Source organism: Rheinheimera hassiensis (genome assembly GCF_022436675.1).
Classification (GTDB): Bacteria; Pseudomonadota; Gammaproteobacteria; order Enterobacterales; family Alteromonadaceae; genus Alishewanella; species Alishewanella hassiensis.
Genome location: NZ_JAKUJZ010000004.1, coordinates 313,414 through 339,549 on the forward strand (window position 1 = coordinate 313,414; position 26,136 = coordinate 339,549).

General features: G+C 49.2%; 25 protein-coding genes. 21 read left to right on the top strand and 4 right to left on the bottom strand.

Features of this window, described 5'->3' with window-relative positions; genetic code table 11:
- The first annotated feature begins 19 nt into the window (after window positions 1–19).
- Genes MJX74_RS10160 through MJX74_RS10170 form a run of 3 tightly spaced genes read left to right on the top strand, consistent with a single transcriptional unit; the run spans window position 20 to window position 1,739 of the window.
- Entirely contained in the window at window positions 20–268 is a 249-nt protein-coding gene (locus MJX74_RS10160; RefSeq protein ID WP_240222749.1) for a YkoF family thiamine/hydroxymethylpyrimidine-binding protein, read from the top strand.
- Window positions 265–894, top strand: a complete 630-nt coding sequence (pnuC, locus tag MJX74_RS10165) for a nicotinamide riboside transporter PnuC (RefSeq protein ID WP_240222750.1) — start codon at window positions 265–267, stop codon at window positions 892–894. The genes MJX74_RS10160 and pnuC overlap by 4 nt, the downstream gene beginning before the upstream one ends.
- Window positions 846–1,739 carry a phosphotransferase gene (locus tag MJX74_RS10170; protein WP_240222751.1) on the top strand — a complete coding sequence of 298 codons (894 nt, stop codon included), beginning with the start codon at window positions 846–848 and terminating at the stop codon, window positions 1,737–1,739. The genes pnuC and MJX74_RS10170 overlap by 49 nt, the downstream gene beginning before the upstream one ends.
- Window positions 1,740–1,742: 3 nt before the next feature.
- Here the strand turns inward: MJX74_RS10170 and MJX74_RS10175 are convergent, their stop codons facing one another.
- On the bottom strand, window positions 1,743–1,925 hold the full coding sequence (locus tag MJX74_RS10175; protein WP_240222752.1) for a helix-turn-helix domain-containing protein: 183 nt from the start codon (window positions 1,923–1,925) through the stop codon (window positions 1,743–1,745).
- Between the two features lie 189 nt (window positions 1,926–2,114).
- On the opposite strand from MJX74_RS10175, the gene MJX74_RS10180 reads away from it, so the two are divergent.
- The 9 genes from MJX74_RS10180 (at window position 2,115) to MJX74_RS10220 (ending at window position 13,051) form a co-directional block, all read left to right on the top strand.
- Entirely contained in the window at window positions 2,115–4,235 is a 2,121-nt protein-coding gene (locus MJX74_RS10180) for a S9 family peptidase (protein ID WP_240222753.1), read from the top strand.
- Between the two features lie 200 nt (window positions 4,236–4,435).
- Complete coding sequence (locus MJX74_RS10185) at window positions 4,436–5,245, top strand: DUF4198 domain-containing protein (RefSeq protein ID WP_240222754.1); 810 nt, start codon at window positions 4,436–4,438, stop codon at window positions 5,243–5,245.
- Between the two features lie 30 nt (window positions 5,246–5,275).
- The gene (locus MJX74_RS10190) at window positions 5,276–5,875 is read left to right on the top strand and encodes an EF-hand domain-containing protein (protein ID WP_240222755.1); all 600 of its coding nucleotides are present in this window, start codon (window positions 5,276–5,278) and stop codon (window positions 5,873–5,875) included.
- A gap of 23 nt (window positions 5,876–5,898) precedes the next feature.
- Window positions 5,899–8,208, top strand: coding sequence for a TonB-dependent hemoglobin/transferrin/lactoferrin family receptor (locus tag MJX74_RS10195; RefSeq protein ID WP_240222756.1), 2,310 nt, complete (start codon window positions 5,899–5,901; stop codon window positions 8,206–8,208).
- Between the two features lie 68 nt (window positions 8,209–8,276).
- Window positions 8,277–8,948 carry an energy transducer TonB gene (locus tag MJX74_RS10200; protein ID WP_240222757.1) on the top strand — a complete coding sequence of 224 codons (672 nt, stop codon included), beginning with the start codon at window positions 8,277–8,279 and terminating at the stop codon, window positions 8,946–8,948.
- Window positions 8,948–9,688, top strand: coding sequence for a MotA/TolQ/ExbB proton channel family protein (locus MJX74_RS10205; RefSeq protein ID WP_240222758.1), 741 nt, complete (start codon window positions 8,948–8,950; stop codon window positions 9,686–9,688). Before MJX74_RS10200 ends, MJX74_RS10205 begins: the two co-directional genes overlap by 1 nt.
- Complete coding sequence (locus MJX74_RS10210; protein ID WP_240222759.1) at window positions 9,689–10,096, top strand: ExbD/TolR family protein; 408 nt, start codon at window positions 9,689–9,691, stop codon at window positions 10,094–10,096.
- 86 nt (window positions 10,097–10,182) lie between these two features.
- Window positions 10,183–12,027: a hypothetical protein gene (locus MJX74_RS10215; protein ID WP_240222760.1), complete on the top strand. Its 1,845-nt coding sequence runs from the start codon at window positions 10,183–10,185 to the stop codon at window positions 12,025–12,027.
- A gap of 169 nt (window positions 12,028–12,196) precedes the next feature.
- Complete coding sequence (locus tag MJX74_RS10220; protein WP_240222761.1) at window positions 12,197–13,051, top strand: DMT family transporter; 855 nt, start codon at window positions 12,197–12,199, stop codon at window positions 13,049–13,051.
- 59 nt (window positions 13,052–13,110) lie between these two features.
- Here MJX74_RS10220 and MJX74_RS10225 read toward each other — a convergent pair whose 3' ends face one another.
- Window positions 13,111–14,613, bottom strand: a complete 1,503-nt coding sequence (locus tag MJX74_RS10225; RefSeq protein WP_240222762.1) for a S10 family peptidase — start codon at window positions 14,611–14,613, stop codon at window positions 13,111–13,113.
- A 260-nt stretch (window positions 14,614–14,873) separates the two neighbouring features.
- Between MJX74_RS10225 and bfr (MJX74_RS10230) the strand changes: the two genes are divergently transcribed.
- Both bfr (MJX74_RS10230) and bfr (MJX74_RS10235) read left to right on the top strand, forming a co-directional pair.
- Window positions 14,874–15,347, top strand: a complete 474-nt coding sequence (gene bfr, locus MJX74_RS10230) for a bacterioferritin (RefSeq protein WP_068228070.1) — start codon at window positions 14,874–14,876, stop codon at window positions 15,345–15,347.
- The gene (gene bfr, locus MJX74_RS10235) at window positions 15,348–15,815 is read left to right on the top strand and encodes a bacterioferritin (protein WP_240222763.1); all 468 of its coding nucleotides are present in this window, start codon (window positions 15,348–15,350) and stop codon (window positions 15,813–15,815) included.
- 59 nt (window positions 15,816–15,874) lie between these two features.
- On the opposite strand, the gene MJX74_RS10240 is transcribed toward bfr (MJX74_RS10235), so the two are convergent.
- Both MJX74_RS10240 and MJX74_RS10245 read right to left on the bottom strand, forming a co-directional pair.
- Window positions 15,875–16,243: a hypothetical protein gene (locus tag MJX74_RS10240; protein WP_240222764.1), complete on the bottom strand. Its 369-nt coding sequence runs from the start codon at window positions 16,241–16,243 to the stop codon at window positions 15,875–15,877.
- 10 nt (window positions 16,244–16,253) lie between these two features.
- Entirely contained in the window at window positions 16,254–16,700 is a 447-nt protein-coding gene (locus MJX74_RS10245) for a hypothetical protein (RefSeq protein WP_240222765.1), read from the bottom strand.
- A gap of 91 nt (window positions 16,701–16,791) precedes the next feature.
- Between MJX74_RS10245 and MJX74_RS10250 the strand changes: the two genes are divergently transcribed.
- From MJX74_RS10250 to MJX74_RS10285, 7 genes are all read left to right on the top strand, one after another.
- A complete protein-coding gene (locus MJX74_RS10250) occupies window positions 16,792–17,400 on the top strand; it encodes a superoxide dismutase (protein ID WP_240222766.1) in 609 nt (202 codons plus the stop codon).
- Window positions 17,397–18,287 carry a ZIP family metal transporter gene (locus MJX74_RS10255; RefSeq protein ID WP_240222767.1) on the top strand — a complete coding sequence of 297 codons (891 nt, stop codon included), beginning with the start codon at window positions 17,397–17,399 and terminating at the stop codon, window positions 18,285–18,287. The genes MJX74_RS10250 and MJX74_RS10255 overlap by 4 nt, the downstream gene beginning before the upstream one ends.
- A gap of 130 nt (window positions 18,288–18,417) precedes the next feature.
- A complete protein-coding gene (locus MJX74_RS10260) occupies window positions 18,418–21,297 on the top strand; it encodes an insulinase family protein (protein WP_240222768.1) in 2,880 nt (959 codons plus the stop codon).
- Window positions 21,298–21,585: 288 nt separating this feature from the next.
- Window positions 21,586–22,896, top strand: a complete 1,311-nt coding sequence (locus MJX74_RS21765) for a methyl-accepting chemotaxis protein (protein ID WP_275692740.1) — start codon at window positions 21,586–21,588, stop codon at window positions 22,894–22,896.
- Between the two features lie 249 nt (window positions 22,897–23,145).
- On the top strand, window positions 23,146–23,637 hold the full coding sequence (locus MJX74_RS10275; RefSeq protein WP_240222769.1) for a hypothetical protein: 492 nt from the start codon (window positions 23,146–23,148) through the stop codon (window positions 23,635–23,637).
- 399 nt (window positions 23,638–24,036) lie between these two features.
- Window positions 24,037–25,086 carry a hypothetical protein gene (locus MJX74_RS10280; protein ID WP_240222770.1) on the top strand — a complete coding sequence of 350 codons (1,050 nt, stop codon included), beginning with the start codon at window positions 24,037–24,039 and terminating at the stop codon, window positions 25,084–25,086.
- A 5-nt stretch (window positions 25,087–25,091) separates the two neighbouring features.
- Complete coding sequence (locus MJX74_RS10285; protein WP_240222771.1) at window positions 25,092–26,135, top strand: hypothetical protein; 1,044 nt, start codon at window positions 25,092–25,094, stop codon at window positions 26,133–26,135.
- The last annotated feature ends 1 nt before the right edge of the window (window position 26,136 follow it).

Sequence of the window (26,136 nt, forward strand, 5' to 3'; positions counted from 1 at the left end):
ATTATTTAAGGAGCAAGTTATGCAGTTATCCGTTGAAATCAGTAAGTATCCGTTAGCCGACGATTATATTACGCCGATAAAAGGCTTTATTGCCGAGCTAAATAAATACCCGGACGTAACCGTGCTGACCAACACCATGAGCACCCAGTTATTTGGTGATTACGATGCAGTGATGCAGGCCCTGCAGGCCTGTATTAAATGGTCATTCGAACGTTATGGCAAAGTGGTATTTGTCTGTAAGTTTATTCACGGTGATTTGCGGCCATGAATGAGCTGATCACACAGGCTATGGCGCAGTGGCAGCTGATGCACAGCCTTGAGCTGGCGGCAACGCTGCTGGCGCTGGCTTATGTGATTCTGGCATTAAAACAAAGCCTGTGGTGCTGGCCGGCTGCGTTGTTAAGTACGGTGTTGTTTACCCACGTTATGTGGCAGTCGGCATTGTTGTCTGATGCATTGCTACAGCTGTATTACGCTGCTATGGCGTTGTATGGCTGGTGGCGCTGGCAGCAACTTCGCCAAAGCGCCCCGGATCAACGTGGCCCGGTATACGAGTGGGCCTGGCAGCGCCATGCGCTATTAATTGGCGTTACTGCTATAGCCGGTGTGGCACTGGGGGTTTTTATGGCAAATTATACTCAGGCCGATTTTGCCTATCTTGATGCCCAAACCACGGTGTTCAGTGTGATGGCAACCTGGCTTGTAGCCCGTAAACTGGTGTCAAACTGGTTATACTGGGTGGTGATAGACGCCGTATCAATTTTCGTTTATGCACAAAAACACCTGTATTTCCTTACCGGCTTGTTTATGCTGTATACGGTTATCGCTATTGCAGGGTACTTTATTTGGCGCAGTCATTATCAGCAACAACCGGCAGTGAGATTGAGCATGTAACCCGCTTATGCCAGCGGTTGGAGTTTTTTGTCGATCAGCCGCCTGTACAAGTGCGGGCGCTGTCTCATGGTGCCAGTAACCAAAGTTACTATGTAAAAACAGCACAGGGCGAATATGTACTGCGCTGTTATCCGGCGGAGTCTACCGTATGCCGCCAGCAGGAACTGCGCTGCCAACATGCCGCCGCCGCTAAAGGGCTTGCCGCTACGCCTTTGTGTTTAAACAATCATTATCAGGTGATGTTAAGCGAATATATCAGCGGTGCTGAACCGTTCGATTATGAGCGCCATGGCGGTAGTGCCTTAATATCTGTACTGGCGCAGTTTCATCAGTTACAAGTGCAAACCGCTACGCTGGATTATGCCACCTATTTACCGCAATTACTGGCAGCGCTGCCCGCCAATAACCGCGCCGATAAAACCCTGCTGGCAGCATTGCGACAGGCTGCGCAACAGCTTAGCAGTATGGAGCCTGATGTAGTGTTGTGTCATATGGATTTACATCAGGGTAATTTGCTCTGGGCCGCTGATGCACTGTGGTTACTTGATTTTGAATACAGCCAGCAGGCCGACAGCAGCCTGGATTTAGCCGCCATAAGTTTACATTTTAACTTAGATAAAACAGCAGAGGCGCAAATGATAGCAGGCTATGCCCGCTCTCGGCAGTGCAACGAACTTGATGCACTGTCAGCCAAAAAATTACCAGCTGAAAAACTACTGGCCGAAAAGCTGCCTGCAGCAAAGTTGTTGTATAGTGGTTTTTGCTGGTTGTGGTATCTGGCGCTGCCAGATTGCCAGACGCAGGCAAACTATTGGCAGCAGCAGGTACAAGATTTAACGATGTAGCAGTTACAGCCCCCCCAAGCGCTCAGCCAGAGTTTTGTAGCGCTTTACATCGTCTTCGTTAAACAACGGTTTACCTTCGCTGTCTTTATCGGCGGCTATCAGCAAATTTTCCCGTGCCAGTCGCTCTACTCTTACTGTTTGTACGCCAAGCAAATTTGCAACCTGCTCAACTGTCATTAATGCCATAACCTGATCCTATTGAGTAAAAAACTTACAAGTAATAGCCTAAAATCAGGCGTTTGTGAATAGCTAACTGATAAAGCCTGCTTAGCTCAAAGCAATGTCACACTCCGTTACACTTTTTAAACAGCGGCTAATAGTGTTGCCCGGAACAGCGTGCTAATTTCATCTGTTACCGTTATAGAGAGCCTAACCATGAAAACAACATTCTATTCATTATTATTTACTGCCCTGATTAGCAGTGGTCTGGCCCATGCTGCCCAGCCAGCAGCACCGGTGGCAGTGCAGCAGCCTTATACTGTTAAATCTCCTAATGGCGACCGGCAAGACCCTTTTTACTGGCTGCGCGACGACAGCCGCACCTCGGCAACCGTGCTGGATTACCTGCAACAGGAAAATGAATACTTTGCCGGATACGCCAGCAAATATCAGCCACTTACTGCCAAACTAACAGATGAAATTATTGGCCGAATTAAACAGGACGACAGCTCTGTACCTTACAACAAAGGCGATTATAGCTACTACCGTCGTTTTGAAACCGGCCAGGAATATCCGGTTTATGCGCGTAAGTCATTAAAAGATGGCACCGAGCAAATTATGCTGGATGTTAACCAGCTGGCGCAGGGTAAAGACTTTTATCAGGTGGCCAACTGGCAGGTAAGCCCGGACCAAAACCTGCTGGCTTACATGGAAGACAGTAATGGCCGGCGTCAATATACGCTTAAAGTACGTGATTTACGCACCGGCCAGGATTTACCCGATCAACTTATCGGCTTATCCGGCAGTCTGGCCTGGGCACAGGACAATAAAACGCTGTACGTGATTAAAAATGACCCGGTAACCCTGCTTAGCACTAAGGTATTGCAGCATACGCTGGGCAATGATCCTGCCAGTGCCCGTCAGGTATATGAAGAAAAAGACAATAGCTTTTACATGGGCGTTGGTAACACGCTGGACGATAAGTATGTAATGATTTATTCCAGCAGCACAGTGTCTGGCGAAATACGGGTGCAGGATGCCAGCAAGCCACAAAGTGAGTTTAGCGTTATCGCACCACGCCAGCGTGATTTTCAGTATACGGCCGAGCATCTTAATGGCCGCTGGATTATCAATACCGACTGGGATGCACCTAATTTTCGCTTGATGACAGTAGAAACCGCTAAGCTGGGCGATCGTAACAACTGGCAGCCGCTGGTAGCGCACGATGAAAAGGTATTTATTGATGGTTTTGAAGCCTTTGATAATTATCTGGCCATTAGCGAGCGCAGTAATGGCCTGCGCCGTATTAAAGTAATGCCATGGAATGCGCCGGACAAAGCCTTTTATGTGGCATCAGACGAAGCTGCCTATGTAACCACTTTTGAAACAAACCCGGAGCAAAATACCGACTGGTTACGCTACACCTATACATCACTGACCACACCGCAAAGTGTGTATCAGTTGAATATGAAAACCGGTGAAAAACAGCTGCTTAAAGAAACCGAAGTATTGGGCGGTTTCGATAAAAATAATTACGCTACTGATCGCGTATGGGCCACCGCCGCCGATGGCGTAAAAATACCGGTGTCTTTATTGTATAAAAAAGGCGTTAAAGCCGACGGTACTGCACCTTTGTATCAGTATGCTTATGGCTCTTATGGTAGCTCGTCTGATCCGGCATTTCGCTCTACCGTGTTCTCGTTGGTTGACCGGGGTTTTGTTTATGCGATTGCCCATATTCGCGGCGGGCAGGAAATGGGCCGCCACTGGTATGAAGATGGCAAACTGCTGAAAAAAATTAATACCTTTACCGATTACATCGCCGTAACCGATTATCTGGTAGCCAATAAATACGCCGCCAAAGATAAAGTGTTTGGCATGGGTGGCAGTGCTGGCGGCTTGCTGATGGGCGCAGTGGCAAACATGGCACCGGAAAAATACCGCGCACTGGTAGCGCACGTACCTTTTGTTGATGTGGTTACCACCATGCTGGATGAAAGTATTCCGCTTACCACCAACGAGTTTGACGAGTGGGGCAACCCGAAGCAAAAAGCCTATTACGATTATATGCTGTCGTATTCGCCGTATGATCAGCTGAGCAAGCAGGCTTACCCGGCATTGCTGGTAACCACCGGCTTACATGATTCCCAGGTGCAGTATTTTGAACCGGCCAAATGGGTAGCTAAATTACGTACGCTAAAAACCGACAACCAGCCATTATTGTTTAAAACCAATATGGAGGCTGGCCACGGTGGTAAATCTGGCCGTTTTTCACGCTTAGCCGAGTACGCGCAGGAATATGCCTTTATTCTTAACCTGCTGGGGCAAACCGAGTAAGCCGCTGCAACACCATACTAAGCCGGGTTAAATAGCCCGGCTTTTTTCTGCCTGCAATTTCACTTTTATTACTGTGTCTGCTGTTTTTCTTCCCTCGTCAAGTTGTGCAAATAAGATTAATTATCATTTGCAAATAATTCTCAGTTAGATTAAAGTTCGGCTCGCAAGTTAATAAGAATTATTATCATTAAGGAACCGTTATGTCGTTGCCACTTAACCGGGCTATTTTTGCTGCCGCTGTACTGGCAGGCAGCTTTGCCATCCCTTTTGCCGCGCAAGCCCATGTGCCTTATTTACAGCCCGCCAGTTTTGAACCGATCCGCGGTGGCTGGGTAAGCCTGGATGCCGCCTTTGCCGATCGCTTTTTTATTCCGGAAGTGGCCTTTGATAACAGCCAGTTTAGTGTACTAACACCGGCTGGCGCTGCAGTTAAACCAACATTAGTGCAGTACAGCCACACCCGCACCACGGCAGAGCACCAATTAACTGACGACGGCACTTACCGCTTTAGTACCGGCCTGCGTTATGGCGCGGTATTTCATACCTATGAGCAAGACGGCGAGCGCAAAAACAGTCGCGATGAAAACTTCAAATTACCGGCCGGGGCCAAATCTATTGCGCATTTCCAGGCGGTCACCCGGGCTGAAACCTATGTCAGCAAAGGCGCACCAGACCATAACGCCTTAAAACCCGGAGGCGAAGCACTGGAGCTGGAGTTTCTCAGCCACCCGAATGATCTTTATACCGACAGCACCTTAAGAGCCCGCGTGCTGTTTAACGGCAAGCCGCTGGTACAACAGGCAGTAAATGCGTATTTCGTGGAAGCCGGTGCCAATGACGAAAAAGTGACGCAGCAACTGACGACTGATGCCGCCGGTATTATCAGCTTTAAACCCGAAAAAGCCGGTACTTATTTGCTGCTAAGCCGCTATCGCGCTGATGCTCCGGCCAGCGCCAAAGTGCCGCAATACAGTTACAGCTACAGCGTTGTGCTGGAAGTTACCCAATAGCGCTCACCCGTTAGCGCAGGAGTTTTACCCATGAACAAACAACATTTATACACCACCTTATTTCTGGCGTTAAGCAGTGCCTATCTGAGTGCCTGCAGCAGTACGGCGGCCTCCGACATGCCTCGTTTAAACGAGGCGCAGCAAAAGCAGCTGGCAAGCGAACGTGCCGGCCACTTGCGCCAGACTCATGTGCGCTTTAATGCGCTGGATAAAGACGAAAACGGCTATATCAGCCGCGCTGAATTTAACCGCTCCGGCGATTTAGCTTTTGAGCGGATGGATACCAGTAAAGACGGCGTGTTATCTGCTGCCGATCCTAAACCAGAACCGCGGGGCCAGGACACGCGCTCAGAGCAAACCCGCCAGCAACAGGCACAGCGCACACAGCAGCCCCGGCGTGAACGCCTGTTAAAAATGCCAACTACCCATTCTGTTGACGGCATGCTGGCTATGTACGACAGCAATAAAGATGGCGTAATTAGCCGCGAAGAATATGCCAAAGGCCGTGCTGCACAGTTTGCGGCTACCGATGCCAATAGCGATGGCCAGCTGAGCTACGACGAATACGTTTTAGAGTTTGCCGCCCGGCTGGACCAGCAAATAAGCCAGACCGGCAAAAAAGCCGACTAAGCCGCACTCAGGAGAACAGTAACATGGCTATGCAGTACACTTTATTGGCACTGGCGATAACGAGTGCTTTTGCCACAACGGCACTGGCAGATAACACTGCGCCAGAGCTGGATACCGTATCGGTAACCGCGCAGGCGGTGCAAACCCAGGCTAACAGCAAACAAACTGAGCAGCTGAGCGCACAGCAGCTACAGCAGCAGCAAGCACAAAATATTGCTGATGCAGTGCGCTTTGTGCCCGGTGTCACCACTACCGATATGGGCCGCTTTGGCAGCAATGGTTTTAATATTCGCGGTTTAGATGGTGATAGGGTAGCCATTACCGTAGATGGTTTGTCACTGGGTGAAACGCTGGACCCACCCACTTTTGTCGCCTATGAATTTTTCCGCTCCGCCAGAGGCGGAGTTGATATCGATGCATTAAAGCAAATTGAAATTGTAAAAGGTGCGGATGCTATCGCCGCCGGTAGCGGTGCTTTAGGCGGTGCTGTGTTGTTTGTTACCAAAGATCCGGCCGACTATTTAACTGCAGAAGGTGATGACAGCCATATTGGTTTGTCTGCCGGTTTTAGCGGGTCAAATGATGAAACCTCGTTCAGTGGCACTGTGGCTAACCGCAGCGGCAAGCTGGAATCTTTACTGGTGTATACCCGTCGTGATGGTAGTGAAACTGAAACCGCCCGTTCTGGCGACAATATCAGCGGCGCCGGGCGCACTATTGCCGATCCGCTGGATTACAGCAGTGATAATATTCTGGCCAAACTGCAATATCAGCTAACGGATAGCCAGCGTCTGGGCTGGACAGGCGAATACTTTAAACAACAAAGTGAGCTGGATAACCAATCCAGGCTGGATAGCACTTATTTATCCCGCTTTGGAGATGATGAAATTGAGCGTAAACGCCTTGGTCTGCAATACGAGTGGCTTGCCGCTCAGGCCTTTGCTGACAGCGTAAATGCAACGGTAGATTACCAGTCAAATTACACTAATGGTTTAACCACCATGCTAACCACCGGCTGCAGTGGTGCAGTAAATGGTGGAGTGTCACCTTGCCTGCGCAGTGAAGACCGTGATTTTAAGCAACAGCAACTAAAACTGGCCGTGGCGCTGGATAAAGAACTGTTCGGCACCTTACACCAGCAATGGTTGTATGGCGGTTCGGCTGAACGGCGCAGCGTGGAATATTCTGCTATCGACAGCCGCTATATTGGCCAGACAGATGAGCTGGCAAGCCCAGCGGTAATTGACCCGGATCAGGTGCCCAAAACCGATGTTACTGCATTTAGCCTGTATGCCCGCGATGTGATCAAGTTTGACCCGCGCTGGACATTGCGCCTTGGTGGCCGCTTTGACTCACTAAAATACAGCCCTGAGTTAAACGAGCAATTTAGTGATGACAGCCAAACTGTAGCCGACGTCGATTTTACCGCTTTTACCTGGCAAACTAACCTGACCTACCAGATAGCCAAAGCGCATCAGGTATGGGCGCAGGCCGGGCGCGGTTTTCGGGCACCGACCGTAGCAGAAATGTATTCACCTACCTCGCTGATCAGCCGCACCGAACAGGCCACTGGCACTGTAGTAGATGATCTATGGAGCAGCATCGCTAACCCTGATCTAAAAGCCGAGCGCAGCCTGAACCTTGAAGTGGGTTACCGTTACCAAACCGATAATCTGCTGCTGGGCGTATCGCTGTTTAAAGATCAGTACAGCGATATGATTGATACTGTTACCCGGATACAAAACCCTGATGTGATGTATGAAACCTGTACCCGTGGCGTCTGTACTGTAGCGCAGGGTAACCAGTACAACACCATTGATAATATTGGCGAAACCGACGTAAAAGGCGTGGAGCTGGAAGCCGCCTGGCGCATTAGCCGTGCCTTTAGCTCGCGTTTGGCTTATTCGTATAACGAAGGCGAAAAAGAAAACGGTGACCCGCTGCGTAGTATTAATCCGGCATCAACGGTATTGGGCTTTCGCTACGATGGTGCAAACTGGAACATTACCGCCAATCTTACTCACAGTGCGGCTAAAAAAGCCAAAGACGCCTATGACTCAATAGAAAGTGATTTTGAAGCAAAGCCTTATCTGACAGACAGTTACACCGTGGTTGATCTGATGGGGACACTGGATCTTACGCCAAACTGGCAGCTAAGAGCCGGTATTTATAACCTGTTCGACGAAGAATACTACCAATGGCAGCGGGTACGTTTTGTTACCAACTGGGTAGGCAGTGGTGTGCGCGGTGGTGTACTGGCTGACGGCACCGGCCTGCAGCGCTACAGCGAACCTGGCCGTTACGCCAAACTGGCCATAAGTTATAGCTTCTGATGTTTTCTCCCGCCGCTATGCAACCGCTGGCGCACAGCCTTCCCCCTGCTGTTAAAGCAGGGGGCTTTTTGTTTACGCTGGTTGCAGTATTTAGTGTGCATTTATTGCCGCTGGCCTGGCATCTGAGCTCAGATCAAAGCGCTGCTGTAACAGTACAACCGCCAGTATTAACCGGAGTGTTGGTATCGCAACCGGCTTCGCAGCAAACTGCCGCACCACCACCAGAGCAAAAGCCTGTAGCTACACCAGAAGCGCAACCAGAAGTGAAACAAGAAATTAAGCCTGCAGTGAAACCAGTAGCTAAGCCAGAAGTTAAGCGCGAGCTTAAGCAAACCCAGGCTAAAACAGTTGTTCAGCCTGAACCTGTTACTAAAGCAACTGCGCCGCCGGTAACTGAGCAAAGTAACCGGGCAGTAAAACACAGCCACGCCGCCATAGCAGTGCCGGTTTCGGCGCCGGTGTTAAATGCTACCGCACACTATAACGCGCCACCGGTATACCCACAGTTATCGCGCAAACTGCGCGAGCAGGGCACGGTAGTGCTGGAGCTTACTGTGCTGATTAATGGCACCGTAGCCGATGTTATCGTGCTGCAAAGCAGTGGCTATCCAAGGCTAGATCAGGCTGCGCTCAGTGCCGTGCAGTACTGGCGTTATCAGGCGGCACGCCGTGGCGACACAGCAATAGATTATCGCTACCGCCAGCGGGTAGCCTTTTCCTTAACTGACGGAGTTAACTAATGACGCAATTAACAGACAACCCTTATGGCTTAGCCGCGTTATGGGCGCAGGGCGATTGGGTAATAAAAGGCGTGGCGCTGTTGCTGCTGTTAATGTCGGTGGCCAGCTGGAGTGTGATCATCTGGCGCAGCCTGATGTTGTGGCGCCTGCGCCCGGCCAATAGCGCTTCGCGTGACTTCTGGCACGCACAAAGTTTCGCAGAAGGTCTGCAGTTATTGCAGCCCGGTAACAGTGCCAGCCCATACCGTATGCTGGCCGAAGAGGGCCAGGCGGCGATTGATCATCACCGCCTGCACAAAGCCGATTTACACGGCCAGCTAAGTTTAAATGACTGGCTAAGCGCCTGCTTGCGTAACGCAATTGATGATAACGTCCAACAACTGCAGCGTGGCCTGCCGGTGCTGGCGTCAGTGGGGTCTACCGCACCTTTTATCGGCCTGTTTGGCACGGTGTGGGGTATTTACCATGCATTGATCAGCATAGGGGTATCCGGCCAGGCAGGTATTGATAAAGTGGCTGGCCCGGTAGGTGAGGCATTAATTATGACTGCCGTTGGTTTGGCGGTGGCCATCCCTGCGGTGCTGGGCTACAACGCACTGCAACGGGCCAATAAAGGTGTGATTACCCGTCTTAATCGTTTTGCCCATCAACTACATGCCTATTTTCTCACCGGTGCTGCGCCCAAAGCCAGTGTCAGTGTGTTAACCAGTAAGCAGGCCAGTAACGAGGAGAGTGCATAAATGGCCTTCGCCACAGATTCGCAGGATGATGAGATTATCAGCGAAATAAACATGACACCGCTGGTTGATGTAATGCTGGTGTTGCTGATTATTTTTATGATCACCATGCCGGTGCTCACCCAATCGGTGCTGGTAGAGTTGCCTCAGGCCAGTGCAGAGCCTACTACGGCACAACCCGACAGCATCGCCATCAGCGTACTGCGTGATGGCAGTGTGCAGTGGAATAGCGAAATGGTAACGGCAGAGCAGCTGCAACACAAGCTGGCGCAAATAGCGCATTTGCCCCAGCAACCGGCGGTGCAGCTAATGGCCGATAAAGCGGTGGAATACCAGCATGTGCTTAACGTAATGGCACTGGCGCAGCAGTTGGGCATTACGCAATTAGGTTTTGTTACTGACCCCATGTAAAACATTATTGTATTGCTGGAGGGTTAATAAAATACTGTGTAATATGCCTCGCTATTGTAAAGGATATAAAAATAACAGAGGAAATTATGCGCTATTTTATGTTGTTATTGTTGGCAGGCCTATTAGCAGGTTGTGGTGGTTCATCCGGCTCAGATAATACACCACCAACACAAGTAAACACTGCTCCGGTGCTTACCGGCCAGTTGAATATGCAATTATCAGCAGCGTCTGCCGGATCTGTCAATCTGGCACTGGCTGATGCCGAGAATGACACATTGGCAGTAAGCTACACCAATAAACCTGCTTGGGTTCAAGGTACTCTTAACGCTAATCAGTTGCTGCTAAGTGCAACACCGGGTTTCTTCCATGTTGGTACGCATCAGTTTGTTGTCAGGGTGTCAGATGGCAAATTACACTCTGATTACACTATCACCCTGAACGTGGCCGACGACCCGTCGAAATGGACAGAAATTGCCACGTCTAAAGCCGAATTTATCGGCCAATGGGCACTGGATAATGGCGACAGCTTGTATTTGTATCCCAATGAAACCGGACGTTATTTTGCTAAAAATGGCGAAGTTTTTAATTTGACCTGGTTTTACTTAAATGGTTACATTGAAATTTCTTCACAAAAAATAAACTGCATTTCAGATTGTAGCGAATACTTCGAGGCTTATGTCATAGCTGCTGACACTGACAGAAAAAGGCTGGTGCTTGAGTCTGATGACAGCATGTTGGCTGTAACCATACAAAGATATACCAGTGCCGACGCCAGCAGTGGAAGCTATGTGATGCCTTATACTGCAGTCGATTTTGTTAGTGAAATTGTAAATGACAACATCAAGCTCTATTTGCCTTTATTACTTTCACATAACGGCTATAGCGAATACTCAACGGTTGAAATGAACACCCGTTTGGTTCAGGGGGATGTCGGTGTAGAGGTTATACCTTTACAGGATGTCAGCAATACTACTATAGACTTTCTTCATATAAACAGTGGTAATGAGGTACAGCTGGAACTTCAAATTGATTTGTTATCAGCAAATCTTCTTACAGCTTCAGATGGCATGTTGGTATTAGCTTATCAATTCGGTGCACGTTTGACAGACACCAACATTGAAGCTTCAGCTTATTACGGTTTGACAGAATTCCTTACACAGCAACCTGTCAGATATATTGAGATGTTGAGGAGCCCGACCGTAGCAGTCCCGGAAATAGCACTTAACAGCACGTATCACTCCGCGTTTCGATTTGAGCCATCTTCAATTATAGAAGACTTTCTGTTTGGCGGTACTGAAGTTATTTTTACAACAAACCAGCAGGGCAAAGCAAAGTTTGAGATCCCTGGAGCAACTCCACTGGATGATATTCAGTTTGATTGGGCAGTTACCGGTAGTGAGTTGCAGATACAACTTGACTCACAGCAATACAGCTATCGTTTTATAGAGCACCCAGTATTCGGTTTAAGCATGGTTACCTCGAGAGATGTTTATTATCCTTTCGTAAAAAGAACGGAAGTATTTAGTGTAAATGACATTATAGGGAGCTTCCGCTTAGAAGATGTAATGGGGTTTTCAGCGGTCTATCATAATATATACAATAATCATCTTGCTTCTTTATCTAGTTCTTATCCTGATACAAGTACCCATAGTTATGGCGCCAGCTACAAATGGCAGGAGCAAGGTAACGGTTCAATCACGTTGTTATACGCAAATGCTTGTGCTGCGGAGCTGGATTACGAAAGCTGTGAAGATGACTTAATACAACGTTTGGCTAATGGCGAGCCAGTACTATTGTATTATCGTAATTTGCGTGTAGTAGCTAAAACCCAAGAAAATACTATAGTGCAGATTAGTTACAATTATACTACTCAGACAATGAAACAGCGGTATCAGAGTATTCAGCGCTGGACTAACGTGCCTGCGCAATGAATGAAACAAGAAAGCCTGCTGCAGTTGGCTTTCTTGTTATTTTTATTTGATTCTTTTACAGCCAGTGATTAAGGGCTTATCTGCTGCTGTATTTCGCTCAAAGCCACTATGTAAACTTCGTTTATTAATGCTAGCCTGCCTCAGACAATTTTTGTTCTGAGGCCTTGCTATGCCCTATACCCGCGTTGTGCTGTTAACCCTGCTGGCGCTTGTCGCCTTTGCCGGTAATTCGCTGCTATGCCGTGCGGCACTGGCGTATACCCAGATAGATGCCGCCAGTTTTACCAGTATCCGGCTGGTATCTGGCGCTGTGGCATTATGGGCGTTAGTAGTATTGCGCCGGGGTGAATATAGCGGCCGTGGTAACTGGCTATCTGCGCTGGCGCTGTTTGTTTATGCTGCCGGGTTTTCCTTTGCTTATATTCAGCTGAACACCGGTATTGGCGCGCTAATACTGTTCGGGGCGGTGCAAACCAGCATGATAGCTTACGGCCTGTGGCGTGGTGAACGCTTTAGTTTGTTGCAGTGGTTGGGTTTGCTGCTGGCTTGCTCGGGGCTTAGTGGTTTGTTGCTGCCGGGGTTGTCGGCACCGCCGCTGTCAGGGGCTTTGCTGATGTTAGCTGCCGGTGTAGCCTGGGGCATGTACTCGTTGCGCGGCAAAGGCGCAGGCGATCCGCTTGCGGTAACCAGCGGTAACTTTATCCGGGCAGTGCCGATGGCGCTGTTGCTTAGTGTGTTGTTAGTCAAGCAGGTGTCGTTAGACAGTGCCGGGGTAGGGTATGCGCTGCTATCCGGTGTTTTAACCTCTGGTATCGGTTATGCCATCTGGTATACCGCCTTACCGTTACTCAAAGCTACAACAGCAGCTACGGTGCAACTAAGTGTGCCGGTGCTGGCAGCAATGGGTGGTGTATTGTTGTTGCAAGAACCATTAACACTGCGCTTGCTGCTGGCGTCGCTGGCAATTTTGGGCGGCATCGCATTAGTGGTGTTAGCTGCAAACCGCAAACAGCAATTACGTTAGCTTTAAAGTAAAATCCCCGCCGAAGCAGGGATTTTATTTAATAGCGTTTTGCAGCAGTATCAATACTTCGCAGCTACACCGTCAGCTGGTAAAGCACCTAAGATAAACTCGCGCAGATCGTCGTTCGATTTTTTCAAATCTTCATAGCGCAGGTACATCATATGGCCACTGCGGTAGCCTTTAAAACTAAGACGGTCTTTCATTTTACCGCTTGGATCTAACTGCCACATATTGTACTTGGCATCGAAATAGTTAGTGGCACCATCAAAGTAGCCTGATTGCGTCATCACTTTCAGATACGGGTTTTGTGCCATAGCCTGGCGCAGGTTTTCACCCGTTTCATCACCACTTCTGTCCCACGGGTGCACAGGGCCGAACATATTGTATTTAATGTCAGTTTTGTAGTTCAGCTCATTACGCAGATAGTGGTTAATAGCTGGGGTAAATGAGTGCAACCAAGAGGTTAGCTCGGCGTTGTAATCTGGCCGGTCGCCAGCATCGCGTTTATCAATACCTAAATAGCGTGAATCCAGCCGACCTATAGTTTGGCTGCGATCACGTAGCAGTTCTTTCCAGAAGTAGTTGGTTGGAATATCCAGGTTGTTTTGCAGCACCGCTTGCAGCGATAAACCAGAATAGCTGGCGACCTGCTGGGCTATACGCTGTTTTTCATCGCTGCTTATCGCATTACCTTTGGCCAGCGCTGGCAGGTACTGGTTCAGGGTAAAGTTTTCTACTTCTGGCAGAATGTCGTATAAATCTTTTTGCTGCAGATCTGTGGCCAGCTTTTTATGGTACCAGGCCGTAGCGGCAAAATACGGCAGGCGGTTAGCGGCTTCTACCGGGCCTTCGCGTTTGATACCCAGTTCGGTGGGCGATACCAGTACTACGCCGTTTAAGTACATCCATTGCTGGTTCTGTAGTGCCAGCGCCAGGCCAGATACGCGGGTAGTGCCATAGCTTTCACCAATTAAAAACTTCGGTGACTGCCAGCGCTCAGTGCGCGTTACAAAGGTGTTTAGCCACTCTGCCAGGTATTTTACGTCGGCATTTACGCCAAAGAACATTTTTTGTTGCTGATCTTTTGATGGCATTTTGCCATCTTTGCCTGGCAATACGCGTGAATAACCGGTATTTACCGGGTTAACGAATACAATGTCGGCTACATCTAACACTGAATACGGGTTGGTTTTTACGCCATACGGTTGTACCGGGTAACCTTCTTTGTCAATAACCAGTGCTTTAGGGCCGGTGTAAGCTACATGCATCCACACCGAGGCAGAGCCGGGGCCACCGTTAAACGAAATCAGTAGCGGGCGCTTGGCGCGATCTTTAATGTCGCTGCGCTGATAATAGGTATAAAACAGCGTCGCGGTTGGGTTGCCTTCTTCATCCCACACCGGCTGGGTACCGGTAGTCGCGGTATAGCTAAAGCGCTTACCGTTAACTTCGGTTTTATGCTCGGTAATCACTGAGCTGTCAATTTCAATCTGGCGCTCAGTTGCCAGCACCATGGTACTGCACAGCAGTAGCAGCAGGGCAAAAGGTTTAACTATGTTCATCGGACCCCCGGATTATTATTATAGGTAAGTAATACCACTCTCTGTTTACCGTAAAATGCCAGACAATTCAAAAGGCTTGAGACAAGCGCCATGAAATCCGGCTTAAGCTTTAATACGCTAATTAAGCGTTAAGCTAAACGAGTTAATAATACGAATGGTTATCAGTAATATGTTATTGATTATAAACATAATTTTGCGATGAGGGCGATTTTGGTCTACACTATGCAGCAATTCTTGTCGCGACAGAAAAGGTACATTACATGAAAGGCAATCCGCAGGTGCTGTCTAAGCTAAATGAAATACTGACAGCTGAATTAACCTCTATTAATCAGTACTTTCTGCATGCCCGCATTTATAAAAACTGGGGCTTAAAAGCGCTTAACGATGTGTGCTACAAAAAGTCGATTAAAGATATGAAGCAGGCCGATGAGCTGATCGAGCGCATTTTAATGCTGGAAGGCCTGCCCAATTTGCAGGCGCTGGGTAAATTGCGCATTGGTGAAGACACACCAGAAATGCTGCAGTGCGATATGGAGTTTCAGGTAGAACAACTGCCGCTGCTGCGCGACACCATAGCATTATGCGAAACCGAGCAAGACTACGTTAGCCGCGATATTCTGACTGAAATTCTGGAATATGAAGAAGAACATCTGGACTGGCTGGAAACGCAGCAGCACCAAATCAGCACTATGGGGCTGGCAAATTACCTGCAGGCACAGCTGGGAGGCGAGTAAATGAAGGGCAATAGCAAAATTATCGACGCGCTAAACATACTGCTGGCCAACGAGCTGGCCGCGATGGATCAGTACTTTATTCACTCGCGTATGTACCATGACTGGGGCTTACACAAGCTGTTTGAGCGCATCGATCACGAGTTTGACGACGAAAAAGGCCATGCTTCCAAGCTGATTGAACGCATTATCTTCTTAGAAGGTGTGCCGGATATGAGCAAGCGTGACGCCATTCACGTTGGTAAAGATGTTCCTGCCATGCTGCAGAACGATTTAAACGTAGAATACACCGTGCAAAAGCTGTTAAAGCAAACGATGGCGTTGTGCGAGAAAGAGCAAGACTACGTTACCCGGGCGATGTTGCAGCAGTTGCTCGACGACACCGAGGTAGACCACGCCCACTGGCTGGAGCAGCAGTTAAACCTGATTAAACTGCTGGGCCTGCCCAACTATTTGCAGTCGCAGATGTAACTGCTGGCTGCAATCGCCGACGTAACAGCAAACTGTAATCGCGAATATAATTAGCGTACTTAATGGCATGCAAAACAATGTTTTAGTTTTGCATGCAGTGCCGCCAGCTCGGCCTGGCCTTGTGGCTGGCGCTGGTATAGCCGGGTTAGTGCAATTAGCGGCATATACAACATATCCATACACGCCTGGCGCTGCGCCGCAGTTTGTTGCGGGTTAACGGCACCTTCGGCCAGCGTAAACAGCGCATAGCGCAAACACCACTCCTGCAACAAACTGCTGTTTTGCCGCTCCAGCATAGTGGCTAACTGGCAGCAGCGACAGCTGTAATCAGATACCAGCCGGTGATGATCATCCGGCATGATCGTTCCTGCTTTTAGGTGCCGGCTCAGGCGGCTGAAATCCTGCCACAAAGAACTTTGTATCAGCATAATGTGCTCCTTAATGCAGTGTGGCAGAGGCGGGCTGTGTTGGCGTTTGTGTAACGGGTGCTAACTGTGAAAAGCGGCACAGTTCACGGCGCAGGCTGCAGCTTTCACGCAGCAGTGCAACATTAGCCGGGTGGGTATCAGGCAACTGAGCCTGCAGTTGCAGCACTTGCTGTAAGGCGCGGTTTAACGTGGCCAGGCAGCGGCGCCAGCGTTGTTGTCTGGCATAGGTTTCGGCCAGATTCTGCACGCTGATCGACAGGCAGATAATTAACAATGCAGTGCCATCGGGTGCGCCGGGCATGTTGTTTTCGGCTGATCTGGCTTCGTATTCCGGCCAGGCCTGTGTTAGCAACACGGCGGCCTGCTGGTATAAGTCGGCCGCCAGCACATAGTGGTCGTGCGCAAAAGCACTGTTGGCCTGGCGGATAATGTGTTTCCAGTGTTCTATCGTATCCATATCACTCACCTTGTCGGGAACCTGACTGAAAATATGGCTTGTTTTTCGACTAAATGCAAATGATAATGGTTATCATTAATTGGGGATTGATATGAACTTTACGTTACCGGAACTACCTTATAGCTACAATGCGCTGGAACCGCATTTGGATGCACTGACTATGGAAATACACCACAGCCGTCACCATCAAACTTATGTTAACGGTTTAAATGCAGCACTTGAAGGCAGCGCCTATACTGACTGGCCACTGCAGCGTTTACTTAAGGAAATAGCAGCATTGCCACAACCATTACAAAAGGCGGTGCGTAACCATGGTGGTGGGCATGCGAACCACAGTTTGTTCTGGCAGGTTATGTCGCCGCAAGGTGGTGACGAACCTACCGGTGAACTGGCCAAAGCCATAACGCAGCACTTTGGTAGCTTTGCCCAATTTAAGCAGCAATTTATTCAGGCGGCGCTCAGTCGGTTTGGCAGTGGCTGGGCCTGGCTGGTAAAAGATCAGCACGGTAAATTGCAGGTAAGCAGCAGTGCGAACCAGGACAGCCCGTTAATGGAAAGGCTAACACCGATACTGGGGCTGGACGTATGGGAACATGCTTACTACCTGCAGTACCAGAATAAGCGGCCAGATTATGTGGCAGCATTTTTTAATGTGATTAACTGGCCCTATGTGGCGGGGTTATATCAGGAGAAACAATGAAGCAGATGTTGTTGCAATGGCCTGCGCTGGGGCTGCGTAAGCTGACTGGCCTGCTGATAGTACTTGCCGGTGCAGGCTATGGGTTGCAGCAACTGGTGGTATTAATGCAGCAGCAACCTAATGTGCGCTATGCCTTTTATGCCGGTATGGTGGCGGCTACCGCAACGGCTGCCGGTGCAGTACCGGCGCTGTTTATGCGCCGGTTATCACAAAAGCTGCTTGATGTAATGCTGGGCTTTGGTGCCGGGGTGATGCTGGCAGCCTGTATGTTTTCGTTGATCGTACCGGCGCTGGCTTTGTTAACTGACAGCGGTGCTTCACCATGGCGCAGTTCTGGTAGTGTGGCGCTGGCCATTTTGCTTGGCGGTGCTTTTATGCTGCTGCTGGAGCGGTTGGTGCCGCATGAGCATTTTATTAAAGACGAAGACAGGCTGCGCGGCCAAACTCTGCGCCGTAGCTGGTTATTTGTGTTTGCTATAGCGCTGCATAATATCCCTGAAGGGTTGGCTATCGGGGCGTCTTTTGCCGGTGGCGACACCGCAGCAGCCACCGCATTGGCTACCGGCATCTCGGTGCAGGACATTCCTGAAGGGCTGGTAGTGGCAATGGCTCTGCTGGCTGTGGGTTATAGCCGTTCACTGGCGGTGGGCATTGCGATATTGTCTGGCTTAACCGAGCCGGTTATGGCCGTGGTTGGTGCGGCGGTGCTGGGCGAATCCAGTTTATTACTGCCTTGGGGCCTGGCAGTGGCGGCAGGTGCTATGTTGTTTGTTATCAGCCATGAAATGATCCCTGAATCACATCGGCAGGGCCACGAACTGGCCGCTACCAATGGCTTAATGCTGGGCTTTGTATTGATGATGTTATTGGATACCGCTCTGGGCTGATAACCTTACCCAATAAGCATGCCGACACAATTTATTACAATCCAATTGTGGTTGGCGCTGGTAGTGGCTAGTTGTTTTCATTACATTGACCTTCACAAAAAGTAACAAGTTGTCTAATCGTGGTGGTCCAATGAAAAAAATATTTGTTATCAGTGCAATAGCGCTGGCTGTATTAACCGGTTGTGCCGGTGAGAGTAGTTTATCTGCCGATGCGCGTGCCGCGCAGCAGCAGGTGCAGGGCCAGGTACTGGTAAGCCCGAACGACAACCGCGCTTATAAAACCCTGGTACTGCCGAATAAACTGGAAGTGCTGCTGGTGTCAGACCCTGCAGCAGAAAAATCGGCTGCGGCGTTAAGTGTGGGCGTAGGTTTACTGCAAGATCCCATGAGCCAGCAGGGTATGGCGCATTATTTAGAGCATATGCTGTTTTTAGGCACCGAGCGTTACCCTGATACCAAAGGCTACAGCGAATTTATGACTGCCAACGGCGGCGCGCAAAATGCCTACACCTGGCTTGATATTACCAACTATATGTTTAAGGTGAATAACAACGCTTACGACGAGGCGCTGGACCGTTTCTCCGATTTTTTTAAAGCACCCAAGCTATACCCTGAATATACCGATAAAGAGAAAAATGCCGTTAATGCAGAGTGGTCAATGCGCCGCGAAATGGACTACTTCGGCCAGTACAATTTGTCACGCGGCATGATGGGCAGCCACCCGGCGAACCGGTTTTTAATTGGCAACCTGGAAACGCTCGGCGATAAAGACGACAGTAAACTGCATCCTGAAACCGTAGCGTTTTATAACCAGTATTACTCGGCCAATATTATGAAAGTGGCCCTGCTAAGTAATTTACCGCTAAGCGAAATGGAACAACTGGCCAGCAAACATTTTAGCAGTATCGTTAATAAGAACATTGAAAAACCTGCTGTAACTGCAGAGCTGGATTTTAACCAGCTGGGCGGCAAACGCATTCACTATGTGCCGAATAACGATGTAAAACAGTTACGGCTGGATTTTACCATCAGCAATAACAGCAAACAGTTTGCCGTTAAACCAAATGAATTTATCAGCTACCTGCTGGGCTCAGAAATGCCCGGCACACCGGCGGCGCAGCTAAAAGCCATGGGGCTTATTTCTAACTTAAATGCCAGCGCCACGCCCGACTTATACGGCAATTATGGCTCGCTAAGCATAGACGTAGAGCTAACAGACGCCGGTATGCAAAACCGTGAAGGCATAGTGGCCACTATCATGCAGTACATTGAGCTGGTAAAACAGCAGGGTGTAGACAGCAAATACTTCAGTGAAATTCAAACCAGCCTGAACAATCAATTCCGCTTCCTGGAAAAAGGCGATGAATTTGGCTATGTATCTAACCTTGCTGACGCCATGCAAAAAGTACCGGCCCGCAACGCCATAAATGCGCCGTTTTATTACCAGCGTTTTGACGCCAATGCCGTTAAAGATGTGCTGGCGCAGTTAACACCTCAGCGCCTGCGTGTATGGTATATCAGCAAGCAAGAGCCACATGATAGCAGCCTGCATTTTTACGACGGCAAATATAAAATTACTGATATCAGTAGCGAAGAGCAGCAAAGCTGGCAACAAAGCCCGCAGCTGGCACTGAATTTACCGGCAGTAAACCGGCTGTTACCGGAAAACTTTGAGCTGGTAGCACCGGTACAGCAAGCCAAGCCAGAAATTGTGTTGCAGCAAAACGGCATTACCGCCTGGTTGTACCCAAGCCAGCAGTTTGCCAGCCAGCCGCGTGGCGTGCTGGAAATTTTTATCAACACAGATTCTCCCCAGCAGGATATTAAAGCCAGAGTAGCCCTGGCGCTGTGGCGTGACATTTTCACCCTGCAGCAAAGTGTGCTGGCCACTGAAGCTGATATTGCCGGTATGCAACTGCGTTTAACCGCCGGTAGTGGCATGGCGCTGACGGTAGCCGGGTTTACTGACAAACAACAGGAGTTATTACAGCAGGCGCTGGCAGGTTTGGCGGTTAGCACTGACGAGCAAAGCTTTGCCCAGGCTAAAGATCGCTATATCCGTGGCTTGCAAAACCAGGGTAAGCAGTTCCCGTTTTATCAGGCATTTAATGGTTACAACACTCTGGTGCGCAATGGTAACTATGAGCCAGAGCAGTTAATTGCTGCAGCTAACGGTTTAACCATTGCACAGCTGCAAAGTTTTATCGCCGATACGCTGGCGAATAATCAGCTGCGGGTATTTGCTTTTGGCAACTACGACAAAGCGGCCATAGCGCAAGTGGTTGCTACCGTGCAGCAGACATTGCCAGCGCAGCGTAACGAGCAGCCATACAGCCGCACAGCCTACTGGCAACCGACCGCCGGTGAAAAACTGGTACTGCAAAAAGATATCGATGTAGCCGATGTTGGCCTGGTAGATGTGCATATACACCCTGAAGCTTCATACACCCAGTTGGCACGGGCAACAGTGCTAAAAAGCCATTTTAGTAATGTGGCCTTTGATAAACTGCGCACCGAAGAGCAACTGGCCTATGCCGTGGGTGGCACCGCCATGCAAATAGAAAACTACACCGGTTTTGCCATGTATATTCAAACGCCGGTAAAAGGCGTAGCCGATATGCAGGCCCGCTTTGACAGCTTTAAGCAACAATATGCCGCCGAGCTGGATAAGTTAACCGAAGATAACTTTGCCCAGCTTAAAGCCAGCACACTGATCACACTAAAAGAGCCGGCGAAAAACCTGCAGGACGAAGTGGGGCCATTAATTACCGACTGGTACCGCGAGAAATTCAGCTTCGACAGCAAACAGCAGTTAATTGCCGCCGTAGAGCAGGTAACGCTGGAGCAGGTAAAAGCCTTTTACCGTGAAACCATGCTAAATGACAACGCAGCCCGCATTTCGGTGCAAATGCGCGGTACTAAGTTCCGTGACCAGACGTTTGCCGATCTACCTGGCCAAACTAAAGTAACCGACGTGGCCGCCTTTCATCAGCAAATGAAAAAGCAGTAAGCGATATACGGCTTTGAAAAACGCAGCTTCGGCTGCGTTTTGCTTTAATAGCGCCTTTTACCAGTAGCCCGCGTTCAAACTTTGATCTGGCGCAGAACCTGTCTATGCTTCTTCTGACAAATTAGTTTAATCTACTTGAATAATGATAGCCTGATGAGCAACAGCAAAACGGTAACTCATTGCTTATTTATTTGTGTTAACTAAACCGTGCATGGCGCGCCTTCGTAATGCTTGCAAAAGGAAAAGGCGTTGCTATGTATAACTAATACTGCCGTGGAGATCGTTCAGATGTTTTTTAATAAAAATAAAGACAAGCAAGATGTTATCGGTTCTGCGGTAAAACCTTTAGAAGCACAAGCCCACAGTATTTCAAACTCGTGTGCTGTTATTTATTTTTCGCCATCTGGCGAAATACTCAAAGCCAGCCCGCTGTTTCTCAATTGTGTTGGTTACAGCATGGATGAAATCCAGGGGCGGCATCACAAAATACTGTGCCCAAAAGAGCTGGTTGAATCCGCCGAGTACCGGCAGTTTTGGTCCGATCTGGCAAAAGGACAGCCCAAACGGGGCCTGTTCAGGCGCAAGCATAAAAATGGCAACGATATCTGGCTTGAAGCGACTTATATTCCTACCATTGAAAGTGGCCAGGTTATTCAGGTAATGAAAATTGCCAATGATGTGACAGCAGTACACGAAAAATCAGTAAGTAATTCGGCTTTTATCAATGCTGTCGAGCGTTCAAACGCGGTAATAGAATTTACCCCGGACGGCACTATCATTACGGCAAATGATAATTTTATCAATGCTTTGGGGTATCGCAGTCTTAGTGATATCCGCGGTAAACACCATAGAATTTTTTGTGCCCCCGAGTTTTACACCGACAACCCGACATTTTGGCAGGACTTGGAGAACGGCCACGTAAAAAACGGTTTATTCCGCCGCATAAGCAGCCAGGGAAATTCGGTGTGGATTGAAGCAACGTACAACCCGGTATTTGATCATGCCGGCAAGGTCATTAAAGTGGTTAAGATAGCCAACGACATTACCCAACGGATGGAGCGGCAACTGGCAATTCAAAAAGCGGCAGAGCTGGCACACAGCACCTCGGTTGAAACTGCTCAGGTGTCAGAGCGCGGCGCCAGTATTTTAAAAGAAAACTTGCGCAACTCAGAAAAAGTATCGCAGGATATCAAACAGTTAGCCGGACTGGTGGAAGAGTTAAATATTCAATCAGGCGAAATCTCCAAAATTGTTACTACGATAAAATCGATTGCTGATCAAACCAACCTGCTGGCATTAAATGCCGCCATTGAAGCCGCCCGCGCGGGTGAGCATGGCAGAGGCTTTGCGGTAGTAGCCGATGAAGTAAGAACGTTGGCAAGCCGCACTACCAAGTCGACTGAAGAAATAAACCAGATGGTGAGTAAAAACAATCAACTGGTAACACAGGGCCGGGGCAGCATGTTGCAGGTTACTGAGCAGGCAGATAAAAATGCAGATTTAATAACAGAAGCTGTCAGTATTATTGATGAAATACTTAAAGGCGCCGATTATGTATCGCATGTTGTTGGCGATTTGGTTAATAACTCCAACAGGTAATATGCGAATAATGCCGCGGTATCACATCTGAGAGAAACGGCATCTTTGCTATCAACTTACGATCGGGCGCGGCTTATGCGTATTCATAAACTGCTCCCCCCAACTCTGTATAAATTGTAACTATTTCGGGTATGCCTGCTGTGGTAAATGTCTTAGGATAAGCATCTGTAAATGGCCTTATCGGCGCACGCTATTGGCAGGCCGTTTGCTGTAGCAGAAGTTATTTCTATGATTTAAAAAGGAAGCAATATGGACAACAGCGCGCTTTATATCGCTTTGGAAAATGCAGTACCAGGCTTTGTCGCGGCCAATGTAATAACACCTGAGGTAGATGAACGGCAGGGTATCTATAAAGAATTGTTTTGGCTGGATGCGCTGCTGGGGAAAGATTTTCATTGTTATGTTGAATGGAAAGAGTTTGATCCCTGGGCTCTGGCTAATCTGAATAAGTTGGTACCGATCCGCCAGGCTGGAGTAACGCTTGTGACAGACAGCTTATACGATAAACACGGAGCTCCGCTTGGCGAGTTAAATTATTACGATGACGGTGGTTTCTTTCTGCCGGTTTTGCAGCAGCAACTTCAGGCCGCCAATTTGCAGCTGCTGGAAATTTGTACCATACAAAATAACCAGCCTTACCTGCAGGAAAACCCACGTTTTATCTGCATAACTACCGACCCGGATAAAGTGGCGCAATTGCAACAGTGCTTACAGCATAAAGGGCTTGTTCTTGTTGGCTAAGCTAAAGCTTATTTCAGGTAAACGGCAGGTAATAAGAAAAATAGTTTGAGCAATCACTTTAAACAGTGTTTTACCTGCCTGTTATCTGCTTAAAAAGCACACTGCCGTTTTAATGCGGCAGTGGCGCCGTTCACATTTTTCTCTGTTTAAGAAAATTCAAACACTGTTACCGGTTTACCTGCTCAGGCAGTCTGCCGGCGGCAGATCCTGCTTATTGCATTCAGGTTGTACTGGTCTATCTTGTTGGTGGAGTTGTATACCCGTCCTACCTGATGCTGCGCCGGTGTTGGCTATGCCTTAAGGTAGCTTGGGTACAGTCACACGGAAGGGGCGCAAAAATAATAACGATAATCTTAGCAAGAACCCTGTTTCAGCAGAGAAAAGACGAGGACAACCCAAATGAAAAAATCTACCCTGCTTTTGCTGGCGGGCCTGTTTAGCGGCGTGGCGCAAGCCGCTGTTAGCGGCTACCCGGTGGTGTTGGTACACGGTTTTCAGCCGGATAATTTAGCCAGCCAGCCTACCGGTAGCCAGGTAAGCACTAATGGCGCAGAGTATTGGGCGCAGTACTGGCGCGACCGAGCCGATGTACGTATTGACTGGCCATCGCAAGAACGGGTGGCCGGTAAAATTGCCAGTGACTATGTCTGGCCTAAGCTGCAACAGCTGTCACAAAATGGCACCTGCGCCAGTGGTTGTATCTTTGTGTCGCACTCTGCCGGTGATCTAGTTACCCGCTACATTATTGATAACCAGGCGCTGTGGTTACAAAACGCGGGCTTACAACCGCTGAATATTGTCGCTACGTTTGATTTTGCCGGTGCTGGCGGCGGGGTAGAACTCGCCGATTTAGCAGTCAATGTCGCCGGTGGCTCCGGCTTGATTGATGGCGCACTGCGGCTGGCCATATCCTTGTGGCTGGGGCAAATACCGTCACCGTCTAACATTGGTGTGTTAAACGACTTACGGGTAAACACCGCACGCCAGTTAGCGGCCTTCCCAGACAGTCGGGTGCCGCGCTTACGTTTTGTTGGCGCCGGATCTGACTTTTTAGGGGCCACCGGTGCATTTTTGCCAGGTGAGGATGACGGCGTAGTGGCCAGCCATTCCAGCTGCGGTGCGGCCAGCGCAGGCAGCTTTAACAGTTGTTCACGCAGCGTGGCCTTTGATGGCAAGTTGACATCTGTTAGCGGGCCAACCAGCTTTATGCCGTACCATTACCCTATGTTAATGAGCGAAGGCTACAGCCATAGCGACGTTATTGCCAATGGCGCGGCTGATGAAATTACTGCCGCCAGCAATAGCATAAATTACTTAAACGGTGAGCGGCTGCAATTTAACACTTTTGACGAAAGCCGTGGCTGGTGGGTATTTAGCTCGCGTTATCGCATAGTGCGTAACTCTGATAACACCAGTATGTCGGCACTGGTGTATCAGACGGCGAACTAGCGCTAATGAAAAAGGCAGTATTGATAATAAGCCTGCCAGTATTGCTGGCAGGCATATGGTTTTTCTGGCCGCAACCGGCAGAGGTAGTGCCAAAAACAACACCGAAAATTATAACTCCCGCCGCGGCTGTTAAGCCGGCTAACACGGCGGTGGCTAAGCCGCAGCAAATTAACGTAACAGAAAAAATACCCCAGCCGGTAAGTGAAAGTTTTAAAATACTGGCCAGCGCTTATGCTGCTGAGCTTGAGCTACCGCCGTATTCGCGGCCGCTAAGCGCGGATGATGAACACCTGCTGGCGCCAAACCGCTATATCCCGCAAACGGTGCCCCTTGAGGGCGGTGCCAGCGCAACGATAGTGATGCCAAAATTCCGTTTTAGCTACCCCGAGGCCATTCCGGTAACGCTGCAGGTAAGCGGTATTCAGGTATCAGATGTCAGTGTGATACTAAGTGCGGAAGGCACGGCAACGTTAGTGGCCACTGAAGAAATGCGCGGTACACCGGCTAACTGGTCAGCCACCTTTGATGCAGAGGCCGACTGGAACGGTGCTTTTGAAATCAGCGTGAGCTTTAGCGCTAACGGCCAGCAGCAAGTGCTAAAAACCGGCATTGGATACAGCCACCCGGTAGCCACTATTACCGGCGTGGGAGATAGCCGTGGCGTTGGCAGCGATATGCTGATCCCGGTAAAAATAGCGGTACACCAAGCCGGTTATTACCGCTTACGTGCTAATTTATTTACCGAACAACGCCAGCCGTTAGCCTTGCTAACCGGCAACGCCAAGCTAAGCGAGGGTCAGGGTGAAATAACCCTGCGGGTGTTTAAAGCGGTGCTGCAACAGCAAAGCGGGCCTTATATTTTAGGCACCTTTGTGCTGGAAAAGCGCCCGGCAGTACCCGGCGAGCTAACCCAATATGGTGACAGTGAAAAAGCAGAATATAAGCTGGATTATTTTGCGTTAAGCCAGCTAAGTGACGAACCCTGGCAACCTGATGCTGAAGAGCTGCAACGCCTGCAGTTTTTACAACAAATGGCCGGGCAGCAATAAC

Excerpts from the sequence above, each read along its gene's own strand:
- MJX74_RS10160 (WP_240222749.1), top strand. The coding sequence starts at position 20 with ATGCAGTTATCCGTTGAAATCAGTAAGTATCCGTTAGCCGACGATTAT.
- pnuC (WP_240222750.1), top strand. The coding sequence starts at position 265 with ATGAATGAGCTGATCACACAGGCTATGGCGCAGTGGCAGCTGATGCAC.
- MJX74_RS10175 (WP_240222752.1), bottom strand. The coding sequence starts at position 1,925 with ATGGCATTAATGACAGTTGAGCAGGTTGCAAATTTGCTTGGCGTACAA.
- MJX74_RS10180 (WP_240222753.1), top strand. The coding sequence starts at position 2,115 with ATGAAAACAACATTCTATTCATTATTATTTACTGCCCTGATTAGCAGT.
- MJX74_RS10185 (WP_240222754.1), top strand. The coding sequence starts at position 4,436 with ATGTCGTTGCCACTTAACCGGGCTATTTTTGCTGCCGCTGTACTGGCA.
- MJX74_RS10190 (WP_240222755.1), top strand. The coding sequence starts at position 5,276 with ATGAACAAACAACATTTATACACCACCTTATTTCTGGCGTTAAGCAGT.
- MJX74_RS10195 (WP_240222756.1), top strand. The coding sequence starts at position 5,899 with ATGGCTATGCAGTACACTTTATTGGCACTGGCGATAACGAGTGCTTTT.
- MJX74_RS10205 (WP_240222758.1), top strand. The coding sequence starts at position 8,948 with ATGACGCAATTAACAGACAACCCTTATGGCTTAGCCGCGTTATGGGCG.
- MJX74_RS10210 (WP_240222759.1), top strand. The coding sequence starts at position 9,689 with ATGGCCTTCGCCACAGATTCGCAGGATGATGAGATTATCAGCGAAATA.
- MJX74_RS10215 (WP_240222760.1), top strand. The coding sequence starts at position 10,183 with ATGCGCTATTTTATGTTGTTATTGTTGGCAGGCCTATTAGCAGGTTGT.
- MJX74_RS10220 (WP_240222761.1), top strand. The coding sequence starts at position 12,197 with ATGCCCTATACCCGCGTTGTGCTGTTAACCCTGCTGGCGCTTGTCGCC.
- MJX74_RS10225 (WP_240222762.1), bottom strand. The coding sequence starts at position 14,613 with ATGAACATAGTTAAACCTTTTGCCCTGCTGCTACTGCTGTGCAGTACC.
- bfr (WP_068228070.1), top strand. The coding sequence starts at position 14,874 with ATGAAAGGCAATCCGCAGGTGCTGTCTAAGCTAAATGAAATACTGACA.
- bfr (WP_240222763.1), top strand. The coding sequence starts at position 15,348 with ATGAAGGGCAATAGCAAAATTATCGACGCGCTAAACATACTGCTGGCC.
- MJX74_RS10240 (WP_240222764.1), bottom strand. The coding sequence starts at position 16,243 with ATGCTGATACAAAGTTCTTTGTGGCAGGATTTCAGCCGCCTGAGCCGG.
- MJX74_RS10245 (WP_240222765.1), bottom strand. The coding sequence starts at position 16,700 with ATGGATACGATAGAACACTGGAAACACATTATCCGCCAGGCCAACAGT.
- MJX74_RS10250 (WP_240222766.1), top strand. The coding sequence starts at position 16,792 with ATGAACTTTACGTTACCGGAACTACCTTATAGCTACAATGCGCTGGAA.
- MJX74_RS10255 (WP_240222767.1), top strand. The coding sequence starts at position 17,397 with ATGAAGCAGATGTTGTTGCAATGGCCTGCGCTGGGGCTGCGTAAGCTG.
- MJX74_RS10260 (WP_240222768.1), top strand. The coding sequence starts at position 18,418 with ATGAAAAAAATATTTGTTATCAGTGCAATAGCGCTGGCTGTATTAACC.
- MJX74_RS21765 (WP_275692740.1), top strand. The coding sequence starts at position 21,586 with ATGTTTTTTAATAAAAATAAAGACAAGCAAGATGTTATCGGTTCTGCG.
- MJX74_RS10275 (WP_240222769.1), top strand. The coding sequence starts at position 23,146 with ATGGACAACAGCGCGCTTTATATCGCTTTGGAAAATGCAGTACCAGGC.
- MJX74_RS10280 (WP_240222770.1), top strand. The coding sequence starts at position 24,037 with ATGAAAAAATCTACCCTGCTTTTGCTGGCGGGCCTGTTTAGCGGCGTG.
- MJX74_RS10285 (WP_240222771.1), top strand. The coding sequence starts at position 25,092 with ATGAAAAAGGCAGTATTGATAATAAGCCTGCCAGTATTGCTGGCAGGC.